Source organism: Opitutus sp., from assembly GCA_024998815.1.
Taxonomy (GTDB): domain Bacteria; phylum Verrucomicrobiota; class Verrucomicrobiia; order Opitutales; family Opitutaceae; genus Rariglobus.
The window spans coordinates 292,890-314,395 of the sequence record JACEUQ010000002.1 but is presented as its reverse complement, the minus strand read 5'-3'; the positions used below and the strand labels follow the sequence as shown (position 1 = coordinate 314,395).

At 62.6% G+C, this 21,506-nt stretch carries 17 protein-coding genes; 13 read left to right on the top strand and 4 right to left on the bottom strand.

Annotated elements, in window-relative coordinates:
• Positions 1-28: 28 nt before the first annotated feature.
• The 3 genes from truA to H2170_09190 all read right to left on the bottom strand — a co-directional run bounded on the left by truA (position 29) and on the right by H2170_09190 (position 2,649).
• A complete protein-coding gene (truA, locus tag H2170_09200; protein MCS6300262.1) occupies positions 29-796 on the bottom strand; it encodes a tRNA pseudouridine(38-40) synthase TruA in 768 nt (255 codons plus the stop codon).
• A gap of 57 nt (positions 797-853) precedes the next feature.
• Entirely contained in the window at positions 854-1,288 is a 435-nt protein-coding gene (gene ruvX / locus H2170_09195) for a Holliday junction resolvase RuvX (protein MCS6300261.1), read from the bottom strand.
• A 272-nt stretch (positions 1,289-1,560) separates the two neighbouring features.
• On the bottom strand, positions 1,561-2,649 hold the full coding sequence (locus tag H2170_09190; protein ID MCS6300260.1) for a mannose-1-phosphate guanylyltransferase: 1,089 nt from the start codon (positions 2,647-2,649) through the stop codon (positions 1,561-1,563).
• Positions 2,650-2,744: 95 nt separating this feature from the next.
• Here H2170_09190 and H2170_09185 point away from each other — a divergent pair, with 95 nt between their 5' ends.
• Positions 2,745-3,080, top strand: coding sequence for a rhodanese (locus tag H2170_09185; GenBank protein MCS6300259.1), 336 nt, complete (start codon positions 2,745-2,747; stop codon positions 3,078-3,080).
• 146 nt (positions 3,081-3,226) lie between these two features.
• Here H2170_09185 and ppk1 read toward each other — a convergent pair whose 3' ends face one another.
• Positions 3,227-5,503 carry a polyphosphate kinase 1 gene (gene ppk1 / locus H2170_09180; GenBank protein ID MCS6300258.1) on the bottom strand — a complete coding sequence of 759 codons (2,277 nt, stop codon included), beginning with the start codon at positions 5,501-5,503 and terminating at the stop codon, positions 3,227-3,229.
• A gap of 645 nt (positions 5,504-6,148) precedes the next feature.
• Between ppk1 and H2170_09175 the strand changes: the two genes are divergently transcribed.
• From H2170_09175 to H2170_09120, 12 genes are all read left to right on the top strand, one after another.
• Positions 6,149-9,124: a glycosyltransferase gene (locus H2170_09175; GenBank protein MCS6300257.1), complete on the top strand. Its 2,976-nt coding sequence runs from the start codon at positions 6,149-6,151 to the stop codon at positions 9,122-9,124.
• Between the two features lie 6 nt (positions 9,125-9,130).
• Positions 9,131-10,252: an FkbM family methyltransferase gene (locus H2170_09170; GenBank protein MCS6300256.1), complete on the top strand. Its 1,122-nt coding sequence runs from the start codon at positions 9,131-9,133 to the stop codon at positions 10,250-10,252.
• A 383-nt stretch (positions 10,253-10,635) separates the two neighbouring features.
• Positions 10,636-11,304, top strand: a complete 669-nt coding sequence (locus tag H2170_09165; protein MCS6300255.1) for an SIS domain-containing protein — start codon at positions 10,636-10,638, stop codon at positions 11,302-11,304.
• Between the two features lie 18 nt (positions 11,305-11,322).
• Positions 11,323-12,321, top strand: coding sequence for a GDP-mannose 4,6-dehydratase (locus H2170_09160; protein ID MCS6300254.1), 999 nt, complete (start codon positions 11,323-11,325; stop codon positions 12,319-12,321).
• Positions 12,322-12,379: 58 nt separating this feature from the next.
• Complete coding sequence (locus tag H2170_09155; GenBank protein MCS6300253.1) at positions 12,380-13,918, top strand: adenylyltransferase/cytidyltransferase family protein; 1,539 nt, start codon at positions 12,380-12,382, stop codon at positions 13,916-13,918.
• Between the two features lie 54 nt (positions 13,919-13,972).
• Complete coding sequence (locus tag H2170_09150) at positions 13,973-14,917, top strand: SDR family oxidoreductase (GenBank protein ID MCS6300252.1); 945 nt, start codon at positions 13,973-13,975, stop codon at positions 14,915-14,917.
• 70 nt (positions 14,918-14,987) lie between these two features.
• On the top strand, positions 14,988-15,971 hold the full coding sequence (locus H2170_09145; protein MCS6300251.1) for a thiamine pyrophosphate-dependent dehydrogenase E1 component subunit alpha: 984 nt from the start codon (positions 14,988-14,990) through the stop codon (positions 15,969-15,971).
• Positions 15,968-17,038 (top strand): alpha-ketoacid dehydrogenase subunit beta, encoded by a 1,071-nt coding sequence (locus H2170_09140; GenBank protein ID MCS6300250.1) that lies wholly within the window; start codon positions 15,968-15,970, stop codon positions 17,036-17,038. Before H2170_09145 ends, H2170_09140 begins: the two co-directional genes overlap by 4 nt.
• 34 nt (positions 17,039-17,072) lie before the next feature.
• Entirely contained in the window at positions 17,073-17,750 is a 678-nt protein-coding gene (locus H2170_09135) for a class I SAM-dependent methyltransferase (GenBank protein ID MCS6300249.1), read from the top strand.
• Positions 17,751-17,804: 54 nt separating this feature from the next.
• Positions 17,805-18,833 carry a zinc-binding dehydrogenase gene (locus H2170_09130; GenBank protein MCS6300248.1) on the top strand — a complete coding sequence of 343 codons (1,029 nt, stop codon included), beginning with the start codon at positions 17,805-17,807 and terminating at the stop codon, positions 18,831-18,833.
• Between the two features lie 4 nt (positions 18,834-18,837).
• Complete coding sequence (locus tag H2170_09125) at positions 18,838-19,686, top strand: SDR family oxidoreductase (protein MCS6300247.1); 849 nt, start codon at positions 18,838-18,840, stop codon at positions 19,684-19,686.
• Positions 19,683-21,506 carry a thiamine pyrophosphate-binding protein gene (locus H2170_09120; GenBank protein MCS6300246.1) on the top strand — a complete coding sequence of 608 codons (1,824 nt, stop codon included), beginning with the start codon at positions 19,683-19,685 and terminating at the stop codon, positions 21,504-21,506. Before H2170_09125 ends, H2170_09120 begins: the two co-directional genes overlap by 4 nt.

The following is a 21,506-nucleotide window of genomic DNA, read 5'->3' as shown; positions in this document are numbered from 1 at the left end:
AGTCTGCGCTACTTTACGATCCAAGATTTCACCCATAGAACACTTCGACCAGACAAAGCCCCTGCGGTGGCGCGGTAAATACCCGCTGGGTGCGAATTTGGCTGGCGAGGATCGGCTCCATGTCGGCCGGACTAAACCGGCCCAGCCCGACATCGACCAGCGCACCGGTGAGGCTGCGCACCATTTTATACAAAAACCCGTTGCCCTCGGCCTCCAGGCGCAGGCGGTGCCCGTCCTCGACCAAATCGAGGCGCCTGACCGTGCGCACGGTGTCTTCCTTGGCGATGCCGCTGCCGGGAATGGCGGTAAACGCGCGGAAATCGTGCGTTCCCACCAGAATCGCCGCCGCCGCCCGCATCGCCCCAACGTCGAGTTTGCGCGGCATCGACCAGGTGTAAGCCTGCGTAAACGGATCCGCATAAGCCCCGTGGCAGAGCGAGAAATGGTAGATTTTCCCCGTGGCCCCGAAGCGCGCATGGAAACTGGCTGGAACCCGCTCGGCCGATTGAATCTGGATGGTCGGCGGCAACCCGATGCGCAGGGCGGTTAACAATTTGGCCGGCTCGTGCGGCCAATGGGCGTCAAAGTGAAACACCTGCCCGCGGGCGTGGACGCCGGCGTCGGTGCGCCCGCTGCCAGTGATGTCTACCGGCGCTTTGAGCACCTCGGCCAGACGGCGCTCGATGACCGCCTGGACGGTCTCGGCGTTGGGCTGGATTTGCCAGCCGGCGAACGCCGTGCCGTCGTAGGCGACGGTGCATTTCCAGCGGGTCGGGGTGGCGGCGGCGTCCGCGATCCCGGCGTTGGCGGCGGCGGCAGGAGCGATCGGGGCGGGGGTGACGCTCGCGTCCATTTACGCTCCGCCTCCGGGCAGGATGGATGGAAAGCGTTGGTCCAAAAAGTCCTGCAAGATAATGGCGGCCGCGCGCGAATCGATGATTCCCTGGGCGCGGATTTCGCGGAGCTGTTTTTGGTTCATGCCGGACTCGGCCATGTGGGAGGTGAGGCGCTCGTCGATGAAGTGCAGCGGCAGGCCGAATTCGCGCTTCAAGCTCTCGGCGAAGCCCTCGACCTCCTTGGCCTTAAAACCGACCGTGCCGTTCATATTGTAGGGAAAGCCTACCACCAGCTCGGTGATGCGGCGCTGCTTGACCAAGGCGGCCAACTTGTCGCGGCGCTGTTTGGGCTCGGCATCGGTGAGGGCGGGCAACGGCGTGGCGATGCCCAGCTCGTCGCCGTAAGCCAAACCGATGCGGCGTGAGCCGTAATCAATTCCTAGAAAACGCATAAAAAGACGTTAGTAACAGGGATCGTGGCGGATGAGAATGCTCGACGGTTGCAGCCAAACTAGACTGATACTCATTAGCGTTCAATTTGAGGTTTACGGCATCCTTGAGCTCACGCTCAAGGCCACATGCTTGGTGAAATCACTCCTCGTGAACGCACGTTTGGTGAACGTACTCCTCGTGGCCTTGAGCGTGAGCTCAAGGTGTTTTGCCAAAGGTTTTCATCTCCGCTAAGAACAGTTTTGTTAAGCGCATCTTGAACGCGACTTGGGACTTACAGCCACTTGGCGCCGCCTTTGAGGGCCTCCACCTGTTTGAGCAACGCCTTGATGTCCTGCGCCTTCGACTTGGGGCAAACCAGGGTCGCGTCGGCGGTGTGCACCACAATCAGGTCGTCCACGCCGAGCAGCGTGACCAAGTGGCCGCCTTCGCTGAACACGATGTTGCGGCTTCCCTGTTCCACCACCGCGAGCCCGCGCGACACGTTGCCCGCCGCATCCGGCTTAAAATGTTTGGCCACCGCCGGCCAAGCGCCCACGTCGTCCCAATCAAACGACGACGGCAGCACCACCACGTTGCTGGATTTTTCCAGCAGCGCGTAATCGACCGAAATCTTGGGCAAGGTCGGGTAAACCTTCTTCAATACCCCGGCCAGCGGGCGCTTTTTGGCCAGCGCGGCGCGGATCGGTTGGAGCGCGGCGTTCAGATCCATAGCGTGTTGAGCCAGAGCCTTTTCAACCACGGGAACGCTCCACACAAACATGCCCGCATTCCATAAATAATCGCCCGAGGCGAGGTAGCTCTCGGCGACCGCCAGCTTTGGTTTTTCGACGAAACGTTGGACGTTGAACACCGGGCGGCGGTTAAAGGACTTCCACTTCGCGGCGCGCTGGATGTAGCCAAACCCGGTGGCCGGTTCGGTGGGCGTGATGCCGATGGTCACCATCACCTCGGCGGCCCCGGCGGCGGCGAACGCTGCGGCGAGATCCGCCGCGTAAGCCTTGCTGTCATGGATGACGTGATCGGCGGGCAGCACCGCAAAAATCCCCTGCGGATCGCGTGCCGCGACGATGGCGGCGGCCAGGCCCACGGCGGCGGCGGTGTCGCGCCCCACGGGTTCGGCGATGATGTTGGCGGCCGGGATGCCTTTGCAGACCGCGCGCACGGCCTTTTCCTGAATGGCGCTGGTGATGACAAAAATGTTTTTGGCCGGCGCGAGCGGTTTTACCCGGTCGATGGTTTGGGTGAGCAACGGCTTGGAGCCGACGATGGGCAACAGGTGCTTGGGACGCGGCGCGCGGCTCTGCGGCCAGAAACGCTCACCTTTACCCCCGGCGATAATGACGATGAAGTGCTGTGGCATATTAAGAGGAGGGGACAGTGCAGGAGCTGGACGTACTGGCGCAATTTCCATTTGCGCATGTCCTACAAAGCCGTGTTTTGGTTTTTCTCAATACCATGTCCGAAACCTATCCGCTGGAAATCTCGGTTGAAGAAACGCAGCGCCTGCTGCTCGAAACCCCCGCCCAGGTTGTGCTCGTCGACGTGCGCGAGCCCGACGAAGTGGAGCGCTGCCGCATCGCCGGCTCCACGACCATCCCGATGAAGCAGATCCCCGAGCACGTCGGCACGTTGCCCAAGGACAAGCACCTGCTGATCCACTGCCACCACGGCGGACGCAGCATGCGGGTGACCCAGTTTTTGCGCGCCAACGGTTTTTCGGCGGTGAGCAACGTGGCCGGTGGCATCGACGCCTGGTCACTGGCGATCGACGCGAGCGTGCCGCGGTATTGAGCCTGCGGGGCGGGTGATTGCAGGCGGGGGATCGCGGGCTGGTTCGGGAAAAGTAGCGCAGACTTCCAGTCTGCATTGGGATTGGCTGAATTGGTTCTGAGCAGACTGGAAGTCTGCGCTACTTTGCGGAGGTCGTCCCCCCCCTATTACCCCTCCGCCAGCGCCCGCGCTCGGGCGATGGCGCGGGCTATGAAGTAACCGTGGGTCGAAAACGCCGGAGTGCTGGCCGTCCGCCGGACTGGTTGGTAGGCTCCGTTGGCGTGCAATTCGCGCGCGTTTTCGTTGTCCTGCAGCTCCACCTCAAACAGCTCGTCGATGATCCAGCGCCGCAATACCGGATCGAGCACCGGATAAATCACCTCCACGCGGCGGAAAAAGTTGCGCGGCATCCAGTCGGCGCTGCCAGCCAACACCAGCGGCTCTCCGCCGTTGTTCTCGAAGTAAAACGCCCGCGCGTGTTCCAGGTAACGCCCGACGATACTGCGCACCCGGATGTGTTCGCTTAGCCCCTTCACCCCGGGCACCAGGCAGCACACCCCGCGCACGATGATGTCGATCTTCACCCCGGCCTGGGAGGCGGCGTAAAGCGAATCGATCGTGGCCTTGTCGACCAGCGAGTTCATCTTGGCGATGATGCGACCCGGACGACCGGCGGCGGCGTTTTCGGCTTCGCGCGCAATGAGTTCCTGCATGCGTGAGTGCAGCGAGTAGGGTGCCACCAGCAGGTGCTCGAAAACCGGCTTCAAACTTAGGCCGGTGAGCGTGTTGAACAGATTTGCCGCGTCGGTGGTGAGCTCCTCGCGGGCGGTGAAATAGCTCAGGTCAGTGTAAAAACGCGCGGTCTTCGGGTTGTAATTACCCGTGCCCAGGTGCGCGTAGCGGCGCAGCAGTTTGCCCTCGCGGCGCACCACGAGCAGGCATTTGCAGTGCGTTTTGTGCCCGACCAGGCCGTACACCACGTGCACACCGGCTTCCTCCAACTGCTTGGCCCACTGGATGTTGTTGGCCTCGTCGAAACGCGCGCGCAGCTCCACCATGGCGGTCACCTGTTTGCCGTTGCGCGAAGCCTCGATGAGCGCCTTCACGAAGGGCGAGTCGCCGCTGGTGCGGTAGAGGGTTTGTTTGATGGCAAACACCTGCGGGTCGCGCGCCGCCTGCTCGATGAAATCCACCACCGGTTGAAACGAGTCGTAGGGGTGGTGCAACAGCACGTCCTGCGAGCGCAGGGTTTCAAAGATGTGCGCCGGCTCGCGCAGTGGCGATACGTTGACCGGAGTGAACGGGCGGAACTTGAGGTCGGGCCGTTCGAGGTCGTCCAGGCTCATCAACCGCAAAAGGTTAAGGGGGCCGTTGAGGCGGAAAACGTACTCGTGGGACAGGTCAAGGTGTTCACACAGGGTCTTGAAAACGGATTCATCCACGCCCTCCTCGATTTCCAGGCGCACGGCCTCGCCGCGGCGTTGGTTGCGCAGCTCCTCCTCGATTTTTTTAAGCAGGTTTTCCGCCTCCTCTTGGTCGATGTACAGGTCGCTGTTGCGGGTGACGCGGAAGGCGTGAGCGCCGTTGATGCGGTAGCCGGGGAAAAATTCGCCGGCGCACAGTTTGATGATTTCGGAAAGGAAAACGAAGCGTTGCTGCTGGCCGGGGTTTTCAGGGTCGATCGGCACCAAACGCGGCAGGATGCGCGGCACGGGCAGAATGGCGGCCACTTGCTCGACCTCGGGCGTCTCGGGGTTGTCGAGCGAGACGATGACGTTGAGCGTCTTGTTGCCGAGCTGGGGAAACGGGTGCGACTGGTCGAGGGCCAGCGGCGTGAGCACCGGGTAAACCTGCTCGTGGAAATAGGCGCGCACCCAGTTCAGCTCGGCCGGGGTCAGCTCGGCGGCGGTTTTGAAGAGGATGCCCTCGGTAGCCAGCGACGGCAGTAGCTGCTGGTGCCAGCAGTCGTACTGTTCCTCGACCAGCGAGCCCACCACCGAGTGGATGCGGCGTAACGACTCCTTCGGCCCGAGTCCGTCCACGCTGGGTTCGGTGATGCCGCTTTCGACCTGCTGGATGATGCCGGCGACGCGAATCTCGAAAAACTCGTCCAAGTTGGAGGAAACGATGGCGAGGAACTTAACGCGCTCGAGCAGGGGATGTTTGGCGTTTTGTGCCTGTTCGAGCACGCGGCGGTTGAAGGCCAGCCAGCTCAGTTCGCGGTTAAAATAGGCGGCCTTGACCGGTTTGGCCGACGGTTTGATGCGGCGCGGGCGGCTCTTGGGAATGAGCACGCGGTCGTCGGCGGGTGCGGCGCTAGGGGCGGCGGCGGCGGGTGCTGGGGCAGCGGAGGGGGCCTTTGCTGCTGCGGCTGGTTTGGGCGCGGGGGCTTTACGGGCACGGGTGGATTGCTGCGGACGGGTGGTGGTGCGCTTCGTGGCCATGTTTAAAAGAGCGAAACGGTAAAGTGCGGCGCCGCCAAAACCAGTTTTTAATGACCCGAGTTGGTAAAGTTGCCCGAATGTAACGTGCCGAATGGTGCGAGGTCTTCGTGGCCTTGCGCGTGAGCGCAGGGTGTTCGGCGTCCCTGAGCTCACGCTCAGGGCCACGGGAGTTGTGCGCATGAATGGTGCGAGGTCTTCGTGGCCTTGCGCGTGAGCGCAGGGTGTTCGGCGTCCCTGAGCTCACGCTCAGGGCCACGGGAGTTGTGCGCATGAATGGTGCGAGGGCTTCGTGGCCTTGCGCGTGAGCGCAGGGTGTTCGGCGTCCCTGAGCTCACGCTCAGGGCCACGGGAGTTGCGCGCATGAATGGGGCGCCTGGTGTTGTGTGCATGAATGGGACGAGGTCTTCGTGGTAGAAACCCAGGTCGCGCGGGTCGTCGCCCTCCACCCGGTAAAAATTGCCCCACCGCAGTCCTTCCCCTCGTCCGCCAGCTCACTCTTGGGTCGTGTTAGGCCGCTGATATATTTTTAAATAACTGTTAAATAGATATATGTGACATCTATTCGGGTCGTGGAATGGGGTTTGCTTAGGCTTTAGCCAACACAAGTTCCCTAAGCCCATGCCTGTCCTGAATTTTTGAAATCATATGAGCTTCCCACTCGTTACCCCGGATACCTCTTTACCCGTTGCCCCACAAACGCTCCTGTTCTTTTTGGCGCAGCGCGACAACTACCGCGCGCCACTCTTTTCGGCCAACGAGGTGTTCTGCAGTCCGGATGCCTTCAGCGAGTCCACCGGCGGCCGGCCCACCGTCGTCCAATGTCCGCTCGGCGAGTTCGATATTTCGGATTTTATCCGCGCCACGCCTGGTCTGTCCAAACCCGAGCTGCTCATCGTCAAAATCGACGCCAGCCTGCGCTGCTGCCCGAAGAATCTCTTTAAATTAAAATGCCCCAAGGTGTTGATCGTCGGTGACACCCACCACATGGGACTGCCCCTGGAGCGGGTCATCCGCTACGCCCTATCCGAGCCGTTTACGCACATCATCATGGATCATACGCGCCATCACGCACACTTCCTGATGGAGGCCGGGCTGAAGAACGTGCACTGGATTCCCGCCGTCGATTTTTCCTTCCTGCCGCGCGAGTTGCGCCCCCAGCCGAGCACCCCGCTCACCTTTGTCGGTCAGGTGGGGCGGCACCACCCGTTCCGCCGCCACGCACTCGACGCCGTTCGCAACGCCGGTCTTCCCCTCGAAATCCTGCGCGGCTCCAACGCCAAGGCCGCCGACATCTACGCGGACTCGCAGATCACCCTCAACGTCAGCCTCAACGGCGATCTTAACCTGCGCGTCTTCGAGTCGCTCGGCGCGGGCGGTTTCCTGCTAACCGACCGGCTGGCGCCCGCTTCCGGCCTGTCGCGGATTTTTGAGGACGGCAAACACCTCGTCACCTGGGGCTCGGTCGATGAGCTGATTGAAAAAATCCGCTACTACCTCGCCCATCCCGAGGAGGCCGCCGTGATCCGCCGCGCCGGTCAGGCCGAGCTCTTTGCAAACCACGCACCGGCGGTGAAAATGCGCGAGGTGTTCGACCTTGTGCACAGTGGTAAAGTTAACCCGCGCTACGACTTAGAAGGCGAGCGCGCGGGTTTGAGCGTGCGCTTTCGGCGCGAGGAAATCGACACCTGCGTTCGCGAGCGGTTTGCCGCTTACCAAGTCATTCAGGAAGCGCACCGCACCAGTTTGGGCGTCACGGTGTGGTGCGAAAATCCGGCGGCGCTGGACAGTTTGGCGGACCTGCCGCGCCTGCGTTTTGCGCCTCTGGCCGAGATGCCGGCGGTCAACACCGACGGAACGGTGGATTTACTCTGGTTGGACGGCACCGAGGCCGAGGCGGCCGCCTGTTTGAGTGGCCGTTACGTGAAGCGCCTGCTGCTGCCGAAGGAGCCCACGGCGGCCCTCAAGGAAACGCTCGCCCAGTTCGGCTACAAAGCCGACGCCGCTTGCCCCGCCCATTACCGGTTGGAAAACCCCGTCGCGCTCCTCAGCCAAGCCGCCGCCCAATCGCTCACCGAGTTCGTTGCCGAAAATCTGGGGCGGGCGATCGAAGCGGCGCGTTCGGCCGACGAATGCCTCACCTGCGCCGAGTTGGCCGACGCCCAGGAGCTGGTCGACCTGAACTACCGCGCCATTGAGCGGGCCGTCGGGCTGGATCGCAATCACGCCGGCGCGCTGATTTCGCTGGCGGCCGCTACACTCGGCTGCGGCGATTCCGCCTCCACCTTGCTCTATTTGGAAGAGCTGCGCCGAGTGGGGCCGCTGCCAGCCGAGGCCGTGGAGCTTTACGACCGCTTGCACGGTGAACTCGCCGCGCACCCCGAGTTACATAACTACTACGAATTCGCCGGTTTGTTACCTACGCCGCAGGCGGAAACGCCGCGCAAAATCCTGCTCATTACCAACCTGTTTCCGCCCGAGGAGCTGGGCGGCTACGGCCGCAAAATGTGGGAGTTTGCTCATTATCTTAAATCGCGCGGTCACACCGTGCGCGTGTTGGCCAGCAGCATTCCATCGTTGGCCAAACCGCCCACCGACGAGGAGCTGGCGCTGGAGCCCGTCGTGGAGCGCACGCTCCGGCTCAAAGGCACGTGGACCAAGGGGCTTCCTGAGTCGATCACCGATCCGGTTGAACTCATGGACTGCAACCGCCACAACCGCGCCTGCATCGAGCAGGTGATTAACGAGTTGCAGCCCGACGTGGTGTTTGCCGGTAACCTGGATTTCCTCGGCATTACGGTCATCGAGGCGGCTTTTGCGCACAACCTGCCGGTGCTGCAATCCTTGGGCAATCCCTGCCCGGGCTACCGGAGCGACGAGTTGCCCATGGGCGGCACGTATTGGATCGGCTCCTGCAGCCAGTGGAATGCGCGCAAAGTCCAGTCGCTTGGCTACCGGGCGGGGCGGGTGGACGTGATTTATCCGGGGGCCCGCGTGGACCGCTTTTTTAAGATTAACCTGCCGGATCGGGCCCGCTTGCGGATCTGTTTCGTGGGCCTGGTCATGCCGTTCAAAGGCGTGCACACGCTGGTGGAGGCGCTGGCGCACTTGGCCGTGCGCGAGATCGACTTCACCTGTGAAATCGCGGGCGAATGCACTACGCCGGCGCTGCTGGACACGCTCAAAGGTGTGGCCGCCAACCACGGTTTTGCCGACCGCCTGGCCTTTACCGGCTTCCTTGACCGCACGAAGTTGGGCACCCTGTTGGCGCGCAATAACGTGTTGGTATTCCCGAGTATAGTGGAGGAAGGCTTTGGCATTTCCCAGGTCGAGGCGATGGCTTCCGGCTTGGTTGTGGTGTCGTCAGGCACGGGTGGGGCACGGGAAATCATCACCGACGGTGTCGATGGACTGCTGTTCACGGCCGGCGATCCTGCCGCGCTCGCCAATCAGCTGCTGCGGTTGCATGAGCAGCCCGAGTTGTTCGCCGGGCTGCAGATCGCGGGTCAAAACCGCGCCTTTAATTTCTCGATTCCGCGCTCGGGCGAGAAGATCGAAAGCCTGATCAGCGAGATGCTCACGGAGCAAAAGCCGGCTCTCATCTCCCTTATATCAAGTTTCTAAAGTAATATGATAAAAGACATTCGCGCGCTCTATAATAAGGGGCAGTTTGAGGCCGCCTATGCGTTGTTGGACCACGCGGTGGCCACTCATCCCGACGATTTGCAATTGGGACGCGACGTGGGCGTGTTTATTCACGAACACGCGGTTTTTCATAAATTTAAAACCGCCGTCAGCGGTCTTGCCGCCTACTTGCCAAGCCACCCCACGGACTACGAAGCGCATATTGCCCATGCCTTTACCGCTTGGGTGAGCGGGTTGAATAACGAATGTGTTGCCAGTTGCACGCGAGCGATAGCGCTCAGGCACGATGTCATTCACCCTTATCATATTTTGGGGTTATACTATTTAAACCGCCAAGAGTACTTACCGGCCTTTACCACTTTGGCGGCAGGCATGTTGTTTTGCGCGCCCGCCGATAAAGAGACGCTCCGGGTGTTTTTAATGCTCGCCGCGGCGATGCTGCGCGATTTGGCCTCCTTCACCTTCGCCTTCGATGGCTTCAATTTCACGTTTAAACCCACCTGTTTTAATGCGATGGCGGTGGAGACCTCGGCGGCCCACTTGCAGTCACTTCTATGCGAGGCAGAGGAGTTGCGCCTGATTCGCGCCGAGGCCGCCGGTTGTCGGCGTATCGTCGAATGCGGCTGTTTGGTGGGTAATCACACCCTGTATTTCGCCAAGGCCCTGCGCCCCGAAAAAATCATTGTGCTCGATGCGAGCACTCAGAGCCTTGAGCAAACGCGGCACAATTTTTCGCTCAATCCCGACGTCGCCGATGTGGTATTGGATTTGCGCCACCGCGCGATCAGCACCGAAACCGGGATGATCGAGCTGTTGGGTTATAAAGTGAAAGCGGTCGTGCTGGATGAGGAAATCCAAGAGCCGGTCGATTTCATTAAAATCGACGTGGATGGGATGGAGATGGCTGCCCTCGAGGGCCTGCGCCTGACGATCGGCCAATACCGGCCCAAGATCATGATCGAGGTGAGCAATGAATTCGCCGAGCAATTCCGCCGCTTTATCCACGAATTTAATTATGTGGTTCGGCAGCAGATTGTACGCGGCGGCGACGGCAATTACTTGATCTCCCCAGCCGAAGGATGGAGGCCGCTCCCTGCCAACTCTTGATGGGTAGATAGCATTTAAGATTCTTGCAGGAACTTCCCCGAATGGCGGCTAAGTCGGGGCGCGGCTTGTTGCAGACTCTGGACGATAAAAAAGTCACTTGGTTCAGAGAAAGCGGGCGGGTTCATTGGGCGATTTGAGTCGGGGCGGGCGGGCAGGGGAGGGCGCGGGTCGGCCGGCGTCGCGCAGGCTTCCTGCCCGCATGGTTGCGCGGGGAGGATTGGACGACTGCGCTGATTTTATCCCCGGCAAATTCTGCCACCCTTGTTCCTTGGTTAGGGCTTTTACCCTAGTTAACGTTTTTTTAGATTTTAATCCTTTTGTTGTTCAATTGGTTACGGTTTAAAAAAGATTTTGGCTTAAGCTCTGCTTTATGGGGTTTACCTATGGTTACCCTCGCCAAACACGCCCGCCTTCGCTCCACCCCTAAGTCCAAGGCCGTTCCTGAGTTTGTCCGCCATTACCACGACACGTTGGAGACCGCGTGGAAAAACCACGATTGGTCCGACGTCGCCGAACTGGCCGACGCCCTGCGCCGCTGCTGGCAGGATCGCCGCCAGGTTTTCCTTTGCGGCAATGGTGGCAGTGCCGCCAACGCCATCCACTTGGCCAACGACTTCCTCTACGGCGTCGCCAAGGCCGACGGGCGCGGCCTGCGCGTCACCGCCTTGACCTCCAATTCCGCGGTAATGACCTGCCTGGGAAATGACATCGGCTATGCGGACATTTTTTCCCAACAACTTTCTGTTCTGGCCGAGCCCGGCGACCTTCTGCTGGCGTTTTCCGGCAGCGGCAACTCGCCGAACATCGTCAAGGCCCTCGAACGCGCCCGCGAGTTGAACATGACCAGTTACGCGATCCTCGGCTACTCTGGCGGCAAGTGCCTCACACTGGCCGACCACCCGATCCATTTCCCGGTCGACGACATGCAGGTAGCCGAAGACCTCCAGGTCATGATCGGCCACATGCTCATGCAGGAGCTTTCGAAACATCCGCGCGGCTGGACCCCCGACGCCCCTCGCGCCCGTTCCAGCGCCGCTCGCAGCACCCATTAACCGCCCCCCGCCGTTCCCATGTCCGAACGCATCGCGATCATCGGTAGTAATTCCTTTTCGGGGGCCAGCTTTGCCCGCCACTGCCTAGCGGAGGGCCTGGAGGTGCTGGGCCTGAGCCGCTCGCACGAGCCGTCGGCCAGTTTCCTGCCTTACCGCTGGCTGCCCACCGAGGCCCAGTCGCGCTGGCGCTTCGTGCAGGCCGACCTCAATCAGGATCCCGAGCGACTGATGGCCGCCCTCGATGCCTTCGCCCCGTCGATGGTGGTTAATTTTGCCGCCCAAGGCATGGTCGCCCAGAGCTGGCTCAATCCTGAGCACTGGTACCAGACCAACGTCATGGCCAATCTCCGCCTGCACGAGGCGCTGCGCCGCCGCACCTGGCTGAAAAAATACGTGCACGTGGGCACGCCCGAGGTGTACGGCACGACCTCTGGCGTCATCACCGAGAGCGCGGCGTTTAACCCGAGCACGCCTTACGCCGCCTCGCGCGCCGCCTGCGACCTGCACCTGCGCACCTTTTTTGCCAATTACGGTTTCCCGGTGGTTTGGACGCGCGCCGCCAACGTCTACGGCGCCGGTCAACAGCTCTACCGCATCATCCCGCGCACGCTGCTCTCGATCCAGCTCGGCCAGCGCCTGCCGCTCCATGGCGGCGGCCACTCGGTGCGCTCCTTTATCCACATCGACGACGTGGCCCGCGCCACCCTCGCCATCGCCCGCAGCGCGCCCGCCGGCGAGTGCTACCACCTTTCCACCGACCGCTTCATCAGTATCCGCGCTTTGGTTAAAACCCTCTGCGACCTGCTCGGCGCCGACTTCGACCGCGTGGTGGACATCGTCGACGACCGTCCCGGTAAAGACGCCGCCTACACCCTCGACAGCACCAAGGCCCGCCAAACCCTCGGCTGGACTCCGACCGTGGGGCTCGAAGACGGCCTGCGTGAGACGGTTGCCTGGGTGACCGCCCACTTTGAAACGCTGCGCACGCAGCCGCTCGACTACATCCATAAGCCCTGAGGCTTTTTCGCCCGCTCGCCTCCTGTAACCCCCGACGCGCTTCCAGCCGCTCCCCGCCATGGCCAACGAAAAAATCATCCCCTTCGCGCAAGCCGCGACCCTCTGCGCCGATCTGCGCGCCGAGGGCAAAACCGTCGTCCACTGCCATGGCACCTTCGACATGATTCACCCCGGGCACATCGTGCACTTCGAGGAGGCGCGCGCCCTCGGCGACGTCCTGGTGGTGACGATCACCGGTGAGGAGCACGTCAACAAGGGCCCCGGCCGCCCCTATTTTAACGACCAGCTGCGCTCCCGCTGGATCGCCGCGCTTTCGCCGGTGGACTACGTGGTGGTCGTCCCGCATCCCGCCGCCGTCGAGGCGATCGAGTGCGTGGCTCCCCACTTTTATTGCAAGGGCCGCGAATACGCCAACGCCGCTAACGACGTCACCGGCAACATCGCCGACGATCTCGCGGCGGTGGCGCGAGTGGGCGGCGAGGTGCGCTACGTCGGCTCCATCGTTTTCAGCTCCACGCGCCTGCTCAACTCCCACTTCGAGCCCTATCCGCCCAACGTGAAAGCGTTCTGCCGCGCCGTCGCCTCCGAGTGCAGCGCCGACCGCTTTCGCCAGATCGTGGACAGTTTTTCGACGATGCGCGTGTTGATCATCGGCGACCTCATTTTCGACCGCTACACCACCGTCGAGGTGCAGGGCCTGACCTCTAAAAACCGCATCCTTTCCGGCCGCCACGTGGCTGACGACATGCAGGCCGGTGGCGCCCTCGCGGTGTACCGGCACATGCGCGAGTTCACTTCTCACGTGAAGCTCATCAGCCTGGCCGGCACCGAGCCGTGGCTCGACAGCACGCTCGCCGAGTTCATCGAGCCCGATGGTGACGCGATCATCCGCAGCCCCGATTTCACGACCATCGTCAAGCAGCGCTTCGTTGAACCGCGCGTCGAGGGCAAGGAGCTGACCAAGCTTTTTTCGGTTAACTACATCGACAAAGAAAAACCCAGCGCCGAGCTGCAGCAGGCGGTCATCCGCCGCATCGACGAGTACATCGAAAACTACGACCTGGTGCTGGTGATGGATTTCGGCCACGGCCTGATGGAAGACGTGGTCCGCGAGCACGTGCAGGACAAGGCCCGATTCCTCGCGGTGAACTGCCAAACGAACAGCAACAATCACGGTTACAACATTATCAACCGCCGCTACCGCCGCGCCAACATCTTCACCCTCGACCAGGCCGAGCTCCAGCTCGCCGTCGGCGCCCGTGATCTCGATTACGGCCAAGAGCTCACCAAGCTCGCCCGCCAACTCGGCAGCAGTTACGCGTGGCTTACCCGCGGCTCGCACGAAACGCTTGGCCGCAACTGCGTGAAAGACATCTCGTCGTGCCCGCCCTTTGAGCGCCAAGTGGTGGATACGGTCGGTGCGGGCGATGCCTTCTGCGCGGTCGCCAGCCTGGCCGCCGCGAGCAAGGTTCCGCTCAACGTGGCGACCTTTATGGGCCAGCTCGCCGGCGCCCAGTCGGTGCGCATCGTGGGCAACTCAGAGCCCATCCGGAAGGCTCGTTTGTTAAAAGGCGGCATGTCGATGCTTGCTTTCTAATCAGCCCGTTACCAACTTTTTACCTGTTCCTTACCCCTCGTTAACCCCGAACGCATGAACATCCTTCTTACTGGCGGCTGCGGCTATGTTGGCACCCCTCTCACGCTCAGTCTTCTCGAAGCCGGCCACACTGTCACCGTGGTCGACTTACAATGGTTCGGCAACGACCTGCCGGCCCACCCGCGTCTGACCGTACTCAAAGAAGACATACGCAACGCTGACCGCGTTCCAATGGCTGGCATGGATGCGATCCTGCACCTGGCCAACGTCGCCAACGACCCCTGCGCCGACCTCGATTCGAAGCTTAACTGGGAGGTCAACGCCCTCGCCACCATGCTGCTCGTCGAGCGCGCCATCGCCCACAAAGTCCCCCAGTTTATCCACGCCAGCTCCGGCAGCGTTTACGGCGTCAAAGACGAGCCTGAGGTCACCGAGGAACTCTCGCTCGTTCCGATCTCCGACTACAACAAGACCAAGATGATCAGCGAGCGCGTGCTGCTCAGCTACGCCGACCGCATCTGCGTCAACATCGTACGCCCCGCCACCGTCTGCGGTTACTCGCCGCGCATGCGCCTCGATCTCTCGGTGAACCTGCTGACGATGGCCGCGCTCACCAAGGGCAAGATCACCGTATTCGGCGGCGACCAGACCCGCCCCAACATCCACCTGCGCGACATGATTCGCGTCTATCACCACTTCCTCGCCGTGGGCAAAGCCCATCCCGGAATCTTTAACGCCGGCTTCGAAAACATCTCCATTTTGGACATCGCCGAGCGCGTTCAGAAACACGTGCCCGCCGAGATCACCGTCACCCCGTCGAACGACCCGCGCTCCTACCGGTTGTCCTCCAAAAAGCTCCTTGCCACCGGGTTCGCCCCGAAGTTCACCGTCGAGGACGGCATCACCGAGGTGATCGCCGCCTACCGTGACGGCCGTCTGCGCGACGAGGAACGCTGCTACAACATCAAGACCATGATGAAGCAGGCGATTAAGGCCTGAGTTACTAACTGTCGGTACCGCTTCGCACCCGCATCCGCGCCACGCCGCCCGCACTCCCCTCGACCGCTGCATGATTCCACACGCCCCCGCCGACCTTGGAGCCGCCCTGCTCGAAAGCATGGTGCGCATCCGCAAGGTTGAGGAAGCCATCGCCGCCCACTATCCCGAGCAGAAGATGCGCTGCCCGGTGCATCTTTCCATCGGCCAGGAAGCCGCCTCGGCCGGCGTTTGCGCCGCGCTCCGCCCCGACGATCTGGCGATGAGCGGCCACCGTTCCCACGCGCATTACCTCGGAAAAGGCGGCAACTTGAACGCGATGATCGCCGAAATCTACGGCAAAGAAACCGGCTGCTGCCACGGTCGCGGTGGCTCGATGCACCTGGTTGATCTTGCCGCCGGTTTTGTCGGTGCGGTGCCCATCGTCGGCAGCACCATCCCGATCGCCACCGGCCTGGCCTTTGCTGATCGCCAGCTCAAACGCGACCGCGTCACCGTGGCGTTCTTGGGCGAGGCCGCGACTGAAGAGGGCGTGTTTCACGAGAGCGTGAACTTCGCCTCGCTGCACAAGCTGCCCATCGTGTTTGTCTGCGAGAACAACCTGTACTCGGTGTATTCGCCGATGAGCGTGCGCCAACCCGCCCACCGTGAAGTCTGGCAACTCGCCGCCGGTCACGGCGTCACCGCTCACCAGGGCGACGGCAACGACCCGCTCGCCGTTTACGAGCTCGCCCGCGCTTCCGTTGCCCAGGCGCGCTCTGGCCAAGGCCCCGTGTTTCTCGAACTCAAAACCTACCGCTGGCGCGAACACTGCGGCGCGGGTTTTGACAACCACATCGGTTACCGCACCGAGGCCGAATACCAGTCGTGGCGCGAGCGCGACCCGATCGCCACCTTCGAGCGCCGCCTGCAAGCCGCCGGCACCTTTGATGCGGCACGTTTTGCCCAGTTCAACGCCCGTCTGGACGCGGAAATCGCCCAAGCGTTTGCCGAGGCCGACCACGCCCCGTTCCCCGCCGCCACCACGCTCATGAACCACGTTTACGCCGCCTCATGAACGCCGCAACGACCCGCGAGCTCTCCTATGCCGAAGCGATCCGCGAGGGGTTTGCCGTCGCCCTCGAACGCGATCCACGCGTCCTTCTGATGGGTCTGGGCGTGCCCGACCCCAAGGGCTTTTTCGGCACCACTCTCGACCTGCAAAAGCAGTTTGGCCCCGACCGCGTCATGGACATGCCCTGCGCCGAAGCCGGTATGTCGGGTGTGATGCTCGGCGCGGCGCTCAACGGCCTGCGCCCCGTGATCAACCACCAGCGGCTCGACTTCGCCCTGCTGGCGATGGACCCGATGTGCACTCAGGCTGCCAAGTGGAGCTACATGTTTGGCGGCGCGATGAAGATGCCGGTGGTTTTCCGTATGATCCTCGGCCGCGGCTGGGGCCAGGGCCCGCAACACTCGCAATGCCTGCACTCGTGGTTCGCCCACATTCCCGGGTTAAAAGTCGTGATGCCCACCACGCCCCACGACGCCAAGGGCCTGCTCATCGCCGCCATCGAGGACGACAACCCCGTGGTGTTCATCGAGCACCGCTGGCTGCACCACATCAAAGGCCCGGTCCCGACCGGTCACTACACCACGCCGATCGGCCCAGCCCGTCTCGCACGCGCCGGTAGCGATGTGACGATCGTGGCGTTTTCTTACATGGTTTTGGAGGCGCTCGAAGCCGCCGAAAAACTCGCCCGCGAGGGCATTGATGCCGAGGTGATCGACGTCCGTTGCCTGCGCCCGCTGGAAACCTCGCTGCTGATGGATTCGCTGCGCAAAACCGGCCGTCTGGTCGTCGCCGACACCGGCCACAGCACCGCCGGCATGGCCGCCGAGATCATCGCGCTAGCCAGCGAAAGCGCCTTCGATTCCCTCAAAACCGCCCCGCGCCGCGTGTGTTTTCCCGAATGCCCCACGCCGACTAGCCCGCCGCTCTCGGCCGCCTATTATCCGCGCTCCGGCCACATCGTCGCCGCCGTGCGTGCCTCCCTCGGCCAACCCGCCAATCCCGCCGACCTCGCGCTTCCCGCTGGCGTCGAACTCGACAAACCCAACCCCGCCTTCACCGGCCCGTTTTAATTTTTTAACGACGGCGTTTTCTAACTCTTATTCCATGTCCGCCTCAACGTTTACCCCCGGCCGCGAGATCAACCTGCTCGACAGCCTGCCGCAGACCAAGCGCGACCCCAAGGCCCGCGCCGCCGCCAAGACCGCCGAGGACCGCGCGCTCGCCAAACAGTTTGGCCGCGACTTTTTCGACGGCGAACGCCGCCACGGTTACGGTGGCTACCGTTACGACGGCCGCTGGCTGCCGGTCGCCCGCCGCTTGGTGGAGTTTTACCAACTCCGCCCCGATGCGCGCATCCTCGATGTCGGCGCGGCCAAAGGGTTTTTGCTCCATGACTTTTTGCAGGTGCTACCCGGAGCGACGGTGCGCGGCATCGACGTTTCCGCCTACGCCCGCGACAACGCCCACGCCGGCATGGGTGACAAAATCGACCTCGGGTCCGTTGATGCGCTGCCTTACGCCGACAAGTCCTTCGACTTGGTTATCTCGATTAACTCCATTCACAACCTGCCTCCCGACCGCGTGCGCACCGCGCTTCGCGAGATCGAGCGCGTCAGCCGTGGTGCCAGTTTCATCACCGTGGATGCCTGGCGCACCGAGGAGGAGCACGAGCGTCTGCTCGACTGGATTCTCACCGCCGAATCCTACTTCCCGGTGGAGGAGTGGGTGCGGATGTTTTCCGAAGAAGGCTACACCGGCGACTACTGGTGGTTCATCCCCTAAATCCCCCCGAACCGCCCCCCGCCAATCGTCCGCTCGTTTTCGATTCACCCCGCCATGAAAACCCTCGCCGCCATCTTGGTCGAACAGCGCCAGCCCCTCGTCATCGACGAGGTCGAGCTGCCCGCGCTCGGCTACGGGCACGTGTTGGTTGAGATCAAATCCACGCGCATCTGCGGCTCGCAACTCGGCGAGATTGACGGCGCCAAAGGTGCCGACAGCTACCTGCCGCACCTGCTCGGCCACGAGGCCGGCGGCATCGTGCGCGAGGTTGGCCCCGAGGTCACCCAGGTCAAAGCGGGCGACCACGTCGTCGTTCACTGGCGTCCGGGTCGCGGCATTCAGGCCCGTCCCGTCACGTACCGTTGGGGCAATCGCACGGTCAACGCGGGTAACCTCACGACTTTTCAGCAGTTCACCGTCGTCTCCGAAAACCGCCTCACGGTGATTCCGGCCGACGTCGATTTTGAAACCGCCGCGCTTTTGGCCGACACGCTCACGACCGGTTTTGGCACGATCACCCGCGAAGCCCGCGTCGAGTTGGGCGAGTCGGTGGTGGTCGTCGGGGTAGGGGGCATCGGCCTCGGCGCGGTGCTGGCGGCAAATCTTGCCGGGGCCTGTCCGGTGATCGCCGCCGACATCCACGACCACAAGCTCGCCGCCGCCCGCGCGTTTGGGGCCACGCACACGATCAACACCAGCCGCGAACCCTTTGCCGACACCGTGCGCTCCATTCTGGGCGGCCCCGCCGACGTGGTCATCGACGGCACCGGCCGTCCCGCCGTGTTGGAGCAAGCCTGGGCCGCCACCGGTCCCAAAGGCCGCCTCGTCCTGATCGGCGTGATGCCGCACGACGCGCGTTTCAGCTTTAACACCCTGCCGCTGCACTACGGCAAAGTCCTCACCGGCACCGAGGGAGGGGCGAGCCGTCCCGCCGAGGACATTCCTCGTTACCTGCGCCTGCTGGCGGCTCGCGGCATCGATCCGCGCGGCATGATTTCCCACCGCTGCGCCCTCCCCGACATCAACGCCGCCATCGCCACGATGCGTTCCGGCGAAAGCGTCCACACCGTCGTTTCCCTCTAACCTCATGCCGGTCAAACCGCCCTCTGTCGTTTTTATCCTGGCGCTTTCGAGCGACATTGGCGCGGCGCTGGCGCGGCATTACCTCAGCCTGGGGGCTGCTGTTCTAGGTACGTATCGCAGTGAACTGCCCGCCGATTTGCAGGCTCATCCGCGTGTTCGCGCCTGCGCCTGTGACCTCGAGGACTCGGCGACCACACACGTCCTTGCCGATTTCCTGCGGACCACCGCTCAGCCTTGGGAGGTGTTTATTTCCTGTGTCGGCCAGCTCTCGCCAGTCGGTAAATTTTTAGCCGTGCCCTTCGACGCGTGGGAAACCTCCGTGCAGATTAACAGCACCGCGCAACTCCGTGCGTTGCACGCCGCCTATCCGTTCCGCCGCACCGGGGGTGAGGTAGCCGTGGTGTTTTTTGCCGGTGGCGGCACCAACAACCCCTTCACATCCTATTCGGCTTACTGCCTCGGCAAAATTGCGCTCATTAAGATGTGTGAGCTGCTCGACGACGAAGCGCCTGATCTTAATGCGTTCATCGTCGGCACGGGCTGGGTGCGCACCAAGATCCACGCCCAGACGCTCGGTGCCGGATCGGCGGCGGGAGCGAACTTTACCACGACCCAGCGTTTCCTCGCCGAAGGGCAGCTCGGTACGTCCTACGCCGATATCGCCGCGATGATCGACTGGGGCTGCGCCCAAGGCCGCAGTGTCACTGGCGGGCGCAATTTTTCCGTCGTCCACGACGCCTGGCGCGAAGGCGGCCACGCGCTCGCCGCCTCGCTTCAGTCCTCGCCGAATCACTATAAACTGCGCCGACACGGGAATTCCGCGCCGGTCACTAAAGCCTCCCTTCGCGCATGAAGCTAACCGACTATATCGCCCAATTTCTAGCCGCGCGTGGCATAACCCACGCCTTCGGCATGTCGGGCGGCGCGGCCGTGCACCTGTTCGATTCCATTAACAGCCAGGCCGGCATGAGCATCATCTCCGTCACCCACGAACAAGCCGCCGCCATGGCCGCTGATGGTTACGCGCGCAGCACGGGGCGGATTGGGGTCGCTGTCACCACCAGCGGTCCGGGTGCAACTAACCTGCTTACCGGCGTGTGCTGCTCCTACTACGACTCCGTGCCCACGCTCATGCTCACGGGCCAGGTCGCCACCCATCGCCTGCGCGGCGACCGCGCCGTGCGCCAGGTGGGTTTCCAAGAAACCGACGTCATTTCCATTTTCACCCCGGTTACCAAATACGCGGCCCAGCTGCGTGATCCGGCCGATATCCGCTACCAGCTGGAACGCGCCTGCTACGAGGCCGAGTCGGGGCGGCCAGGCCCGGTATTGCTGGATATCCCCGACGACTTGCAGCGCGCCGAAGTGGACCCCGCAACGCTGCGGGGTTTCACGCCGCCCCCCGCCAATCCCGACGCCGAGCTCGATCGTGCCGTGGCCGAGGTGATCACCCGCCTACGCGCCGCCAAGCGCCCCGTTTTGATTTTGGGCGGCGGTTTGAAAACGCCGTTCGTCGGCGCGGAGCTGCTCGCCGTGCTCGACCGCCTTGGCGTTCCTGCGCTGCTGACCTGGGCTGGACTCGATTTGTTGCCCGCCGATCATCCGCTGCGCATCGGCACGTTTGGGGTTTATGGTCCGCGTACGGGCAACTTCGCGGTGCAAAACGCCGATGTGATTGTCACCCTCGGCACGCGGCTCTCGCAGAATTTAACCGGCGGAATTCTCAGCGCCTTCGCTCGCGAGGCCCACATCACTATGGTCGATGTGGATGCCCACGAGATGAGTAAATTCGATGGTCGTGGCATCGCCATTTCGGGCCGTATCTGTGCGCGCGCCACCGACTTTCTGGCGGCGGTCGACCGGGCTTTGCCCGCCGTCGGTCCTGGGGCCGACCACACGCCCTGGTTGAGCCAGATCGCGCATTGGAACGGTGCCTTCCCCGTCGATGCCTCGCCGCGCCGCACCGACGCCGCGCCCAGTCAGGATGCCAATGTGGTTGTCGCCGCGTTGTCGTCGGCGCTTCCGGCGGGCGCACACCTTTTTATCGATACGGGCGGCAACCTCACCTGGACCTGCAATGGCCTGCGACCCAAGCCCGGCCAGTGCGTGTTTTCGGCCTGGAATAACACGCCCATGGGTTACGCGCTGCCTGCTGCCATCGGCTCGGCCTTCGCGCAGCCGGGGCGCGATGTCTTTGCCGTGATCGGCGACGGTGGCTTGATGCTCTGCCTGGCCGAATTGGCTACGCTGGTGCGCCACGGTTTGCCCGTGAAAATTCTGCTGTTTAATAACCACAGTCATGGCATCCAAAAGCAGACTCTGGAAACTTGGCTCAACGGGCGCTATGTCGGCGTCGATCCCGCCTCGGGTTTAGCCTTCCCGCATGACTTCGCGCGTGTCGCCGAATCTCTCGGTGTGTCGGCCCGAACCGTGGACGGTGATACCGATTTGGCTGCCACGTTGCCGGCTCTTTTCGCGTTACCGGGCCCCCTACTTATCAACATCGAGATCAATCCCGACCAAAAACTTTACCCCTTCCTCAAGTTCGGCGCGCCTTTGGAAAACCAAAGTCCGCCTCTCGCTCCCGAAACGCTCGCGCTGGAAATGATCGTCCCCCTTTACAGTCCCGCCACCGACACCTTAACCCGCCGCCAATCCGCCCAAGGTTGGTAA